Below are 5170 nucleotides of genomic sequence, written 5' to 3'. Positions count from 1 at the left end.
TCTCGTAATCGATTGGTAAATTGTAATACTTCAAAAGAAATACCGAGAACAACTGGAATTAATAAAATTCGGTTTACTACCCTTGCCCAAAGCGGATCTGTAGGGACGAGGAAATAGACAAACATTCCAATAATGACTGTAAATATAATAAAGCTACTGCCACAGCGATAATGGAGGCGAGTTTGCTTTTGAACATTTTCTACAGTCAGTGGAAGATTATTCTCATAAGCATTGATTACTTTATGTTCCGCACCGTGGTACTGAAATACCCGCTTAATAAGTGGGGTTAAAGAAATGAAGTATATATAGCTCAATAATAGCATGAGCTTAATGACACTTTCGACAATGATTTGCCCTGTATGAGATGGGAAAATCGGTCTCGTTAATTCAGCTAAAAGTGCAGGAACTGCTGTGAAAATTACTTTGCCGAATATGAACGATAAAACGCCAACTGCTGCAACTCCTAATACCATCGTTAATTTTGATTGTTCTTCTTTTTTATTTGCAAGTTGTTCATCTTCTTCTGGGTGGACATCAAATCGTTCTGAAGCAAAGTTTAAATGTTTCGCTCCATTCGCACTTGCATCCACAATAGCGGCAATACCTCGTAAAAATGGAATTTTCTTTAGTAGAGATAATGCTTTATTACGAACGCGTGGTAAACGATAAAATTCAATCGATTTATCTTTACGACGAACCGCTGTAACAGTATATTCTCTACCGCCAAACATAACTCCTTCTATGACTGCCTGCCCGCCATATATTTGTTTTGACTCTTCTGCCATGTTAACACCAACCTGTATTTGTTTCTCTCTTATGTAGAAAAAGAGGCAATTGTCATACTTGGTTTTGTCATCTTGAAATAAGACAATCACCGAGTTTCCTTTATTTTATCGACAAATACAGGCAGATGACAAGGGAAAATGTTACGAGAGTCGGACATTTCTTATTCTTTTTATAGACAAATTTTGCAGGATTTAAACATGCCTCAAAATAGTTTCGGGCATACTATTGAGCGGAGGTGTCAATGTGAATCAAGAACAATCAACAATAAGAAACTTTGTACAAATTGGTTTATTTGGTGGCTTATTTTGGGGAGGTATATGGTATTTCCTTCATATATTCTCATTTACAGAAGCTGGACCTAACTATTTACTTTTACCGTTTGCATTTGGAGATTGGAAAGAAGGGGTTTGGGGAAATGTACTAGGTATCGTTTGTATGGGACTTCTTTCAATTTTAGTGGCATTTCTCTATAAAGCCCTTTTTAAAAAGTTTGAAGGAGTATTCCCTGGCGTACTATACGGTTTGTTTTGGTGGGCATTATTATTTTTGGGGATGGGGCTAATGGCACCTGTTATTAAAAGTGCACTCCATTTACCGAAAGAAACAATTGTAACGACAATATGTATCTTTATATTATATGGTGTTTTTATTTCGTATTCTGTAGCATTCGAATCGAATAATACAAATAGAGGAGAAGGGGTCGAGAAGACAAACTATTCAAATAAGTGATTCCTATGTTAAAATGTCGTATAGACATTTTTTAATATTAAGGAGTTTTAAGAAAATGAAAAAGTTACTCCTCGTAAATGGTCCTAACCTAAATCGCCTTGGCGTTAGGGAAGTAAATGTATACGGAAAAGGAACGTTAGCGACGCTTGAAACAGATATGAAACACGAAGCAGAGAAAATGGGAGTGGAGTTAGAATGTTTCCAATCGAATCATGAAGGTGCTATTATCGATCGTCTTCATGAGGCTGAAGATATATATGAAGGGATCATTTTAAATCCTGGAGCATTTACGCATTATAGCTATGCGATTCGAGATGCAATTGCGAGCATTTCGATTCCTGTTATTGAAGTACATATTTCTAACATTCACCAGCGTGAATCGTTCCGTCACGAATCTGTGACGGTTGCTGTTTGTGCGGGACAAATTGTTGGATTTGGTTTTTATGGCTATAAGTTAGCGTTATTTGCATTAATGGAGAAATTGAGGGAGGCATAAAGTAATGGAAAAGATCGAGAGATTAAGAAGTGCGTTTGATGAGGCTGGTATTGACGGGATCGTATTAACGAATGAACATAGCCGTAGATATATGGCGAATTTCACAGGAACAGCTGGTGTTGTACTAATTTCAAAAGAGCGTGCTCTATTTATTACAGATTTCCGTTATGTAGAGCAAGCTAGTAAGCAAGCGGTTGGATACGAAATAGTGCAGCATCCAGGATTAATTCTTGATGAAGTTGCGAAACAAGTTAAAGAACTTGGAATTCAAAAGCTAGGCTTTGAGCAAGATACTCTTACATATAGCTCTTACGTAACGCATAATGAAGCGATCGAAGCTGAATTCATCCCAACTTCTGGGCTTGTAGAAAAGTTACGCTTGATAAAGACTGATTCAGAGATTAAGRTATTAAAGGAAGCTGCACAGATTGCAGATGCTGCCTTTGAGCATATTCTATCATTCATTCGCCCGGGAGTATCTGAAATTGAAGTGTCAAATGAACTTGAATTTTTCATGAGAAAACAAGGAGCAACATCTTCTTCGTTTGATATTATCGTTGCTTCAGGTCTTCGTTCGGCATTACCGCACGGCGTGGCATCTGAAAAAGTGATAGAAAAAGGAGATTTCGTTACATTAGACTTCGGCGCTTATTACAAAGGATATTGCTCTGATATTACTCGTACGATTGCAGTCGGTGAACCATCTGATAAATTAAAAGAAATTTATAATATCGTTTTAGAAGCACAACTACGTGGTGTGAACGGTATTAAAGCTGGTTTAACGGGTCGTGAGGCTGATGCATTAACGCGTGATTACATAACGGAAAAAGGATATGGTGAATACTTCGGACACTCTACTGGTCATGGAATCGGTCTTGAAATCCATGAAGCACCAGGTTTAGCGTTCCGTTCTGATACAGTACTTGAACCAGGTATGGCTGTAACAGTAGAACCAGGTATTTATATTCCAGGTGTTGGCGGGGTACGTATTGAAGATGATATCATTGTAACAAGTGAAGGYAATGAAGTAATAACGAAATCACCAAAAGAACTTATTATTTTGTAATACACAGGAGGATTTTTTTACATGATTTCAGTAAACGATTTTCGTACAGGTTTAACAATTTCAGTGGACAATGCCCTTTGGCAAGTAATGGATTTCCAACACGTAAAGCCAGGTAAAGGTGCTGCATTCGTTCGCTCTAAACTACGTAACCTTCGCACAGGATCTGTTCAAGAGAAAACATTCCGTGCAGGTGAAAAAGTAGAAAAAGCACACATCGAAAACCGTCGTATGCAATACTTATACGCGAGCGGTGAGTCTCACGTATTTATGGATAACGAAACTTATGAGCAAATCGAACTTGGCGAAAACCAAATCGAGCGCGAATTAAAATTCTTAAAAGAAAACATGGGAGTATCTATTATGACATACCAAGATGAAGTACTTGGTGTTGAACTTCCGAACACAGTTGAATTAACAGTGTCAGAAACAGAGCCTGGTATTAAAGGTGACACAGCTTCTAACGTAACAAAACCAGCTAAATTAGAAACTGGTCTTGTTGTACAAGTACCAATCTTCATTAACGAAGGCGAAATGCTTATCATCAACACTGGTGAAGGTAAATACGTTTCTCGTGCATAGTAGAAAAGCACTCGTGATTATCACGAGTGCTTTTTTTATAGGAAGTAGGGAAGATAGTAAATTGCAGTTATAACAAAACTAACTGTGACGAGTGAAAGGGTACCCATAATATATGGAGTCAAAACAATTTGAAACGGGCGTATTTCACCAGTTTCAATACCGGTAAAAGTTTTATTCGTTACATGATCCATATTGTTATTTCTAAAGTTACTCATAATAATTAACCACGTAATTGCAAATATTGCTAGACTGCCAAGGAAAAAGCTCTCCAAAAATGACCAGCCGACCATTTTTGAAAAAAGATAAATAATAGCTAATTCTACTACAATTGTTAAACTAATTTTYAATSCYTTCATATTTTCCCCCCTCATTTYGTACKTCCARCCAATTTGAAAAATTCTTGCGTGATACGACATGTAGTGAGCAAGGTGACTTTACTTCTTTCTCAAGTGCAGCATGTTCGCCTGGAAACTTGTTTTCCACATGCAATGAAATATAAGGTAGTTTCTCTTGCGCCTTTAAAGAGCGAATGTTAGTCGTTTTGGCACCAGCGAATACGTATGTGAGTTGTAAGTCTAAGAAAGCAACTTTAAAGATTTCTTTTTTAGCGGCCTCGTTATATCCTTTTCCCTAGTATGGATAGCCGATCCAACTGCCAATGTGAGATTGCTTTTTCTCATAATTAATATGTTTAAGTGTGGTGAGGCCAATTATTTCATTTTCTTCATTTACAATCACTCTTGATAAGGAGTGCTTTTTTCGTTCCTCTTCAATTGCAAAAAGAATGAATGTTTTTGTATCTTCCACTGATTCTACTTTTAGCCCTAATGCATTTTTTACATGTGGATTGCTTGATAGCTCAAAAATCACATTTGCATATCGTAAATCGAGCGGTAATAAAGTAACTTGCTTCATCATCTATGCTCCTTTTCTATTAAATATACCATAAAATAATCAGAATATTCAGTTTTAGATTAAGTCGATAGAGAAAAATTATGTTTTTACTTCTGAAATAGACAACCTCTGCATATGGTTGTACAAATATATTCTTTTTCAGAATAAGGAAGTAGTAACTGTTATGGGAGAAGGTGGGAGAATGAAACAGTGGCTAGCGGCAATGGAAACATCCGTGCTTGTTATGGGATTACTTCGGTTGTTTTCAGGAAGCGCGGAAATATTCGCCGCTTTGCTTATGCTTTACGTGAATGATGCGAAGAAAGCATTGTTTATAAATGGTATGTTGGCGTTTGTTGGACCGACCGTATTAATTTTAACAATGACAATTGGCATAGCGAGTGTAGCAAGTGAGATTTCTTTCTTGAAACTCTTTTTTCTAGCACTTGGAATTGGCTGCATTTTTATCGCGTTGTTGAAATAGTAAGTCGAGTATAGTGGGGAGAAGCTTATGAAAGAAGTATTAGAAGTTTTACCGAAAACGATGAAACAGTTAGTTGAAGGCTGTAAACAATACGATACTCTAGAGGAAATTCGCGTTCGAATTGGAAGGCCACTAG

General features: G+C 37.1%; 7 protein-coding genes and 2 pseudogenes. 6 read left to right on the top strand and 3 right to left on the bottom strand.

The genetic code is table 11. The features are described from left to right. The coding region (locus tag AC1DJR_RS16695; protein ID WP_477003059.1) for a DUF1385 domain-containing protein at nt 1-785 on the bottom strand (785 nt) is incomplete at its 3' end. 244 nt (nt 786-1029) lie between these two features. On the opposite strand from AC1DJR_RS16695, the gene AC1DJR_RS16690 reads away from it, so the two are divergent. Genes AC1DJR_RS16690 through efp form a run of 4 tightly spaced genes read left to right on the top strand, consistent with a single transcriptional unit; the run spans nt 1030 to nt 3656 of the window. Continuing rightward, nucleotides 1030-1515 (top strand): YqhR family membrane protein, encoded by a 486-nt coding sequence (locus AC1DJR_RS16690; protein ID WP_002015048.1) that lies wholly within the window; start codon nt 1030-1032, stop codon nt 1513-1515. 55 nt (nt 1516-1570) lie between these two features. Beyond that, entirely contained in the window at nt 1571-2011 is a 441-nt protein-coding gene (gene aroQ / locus AC1DJR_RS16685) for a type II 3-dehydroquinate dehydratase (RefSeq protein WP_429686886.1), read from the top strand. Between the two features lie 4 nt (nt 2012-2015). Then, on the top strand, nt 2016-3077 hold the full coding sequence (pepQ, locus tag AC1DJR_RS16680) for a Xaa-Pro dipeptidase (protein WP_477003058.1): 1062 nt from the start codon (nt 2016-2018) through the stop codon (nt 3075-3077). 21 nt (nt 3078-3098) lie between these two features. Then, a complete protein-coding gene (gene efp, locus AC1DJR_RS16675) occupies nt 3099-3656 on the top strand; it encodes an elongation factor P (RefSeq protein WP_002033989.1) in 558 nt (185 codons plus the stop codon). 35 nt (nt 3657-3691) lie between these two features. Here efp and AC1DJR_RS16670 read toward each other — a convergent pair whose 3' ends face one another. Further along, nucleotides 3692-4012 (bottom strand): hypothetical protein, encoded by a 321-nt coding sequence (locus AC1DJR_RS16670; protein WP_477003057.1) that lies wholly within the window; start codon nt 4010-4012, stop codon nt 3692-3694. Continuing rightward, a pseudogene (locus tag AC1DJR_RS16665) lies at nt 3993-4571 on the bottom strand (GNAT family N-acetyltransferase). The gene AC1DJR_RS16670 and the pseudogene AC1DJR_RS16665 overlap by 20 nt, the downstream one beginning before the upstream one ends. Nucleotides 4572-4752: 181 nt before the next feature. Here AC1DJR_RS16665 and AC1DJR_RS16660 point away from each other — a divergent pair. Further along, on the top strand, nt 4753-5034 hold the full coding sequence (locus tag AC1DJR_RS16660) for a YqhV family protein (RefSeq protein ID WP_000816054.1): 282 nt from the start codon (nt 4753-4755) through the stop codon (nt 5032-5034). Between the two features lie 27 nt (nt 5035-5061). Beyond that, nucleotides 5062-5170 (top strand): annotated as a pseudogene (locus AC1DJR_RS16655) (stage III sporulation protein AA); the annotation flags it as partial.

Source organism: Bacillus sp. 05T31, assembly GCF_056396725.1.
This window is presented reverse-complemented; position numbering and strand designations above follow the sequence as displayed.

Coding starts and splice junctions, on each gene's coding strand:
- efp (WP_002033989.1), top strand. CDS start 3,099: ATGATTTCAGTAAACGATTTTCGTACAGGTTTAACAATTTCAGTGGAC.
- AC1DJR_RS16660 (WP_000816054.1), top strand. CDS start 4,753: ATGAAACAGTGGCTAGCGGCAATGGAAACATCCGTGCTTGTTATGGGA.
- aroQ (WP_429686886.1), top strand. CDS start 1,571: ATGAAAAAGTTACTCCTCGTAAATGGTCCTAACCTAAATCGCCTTGGC.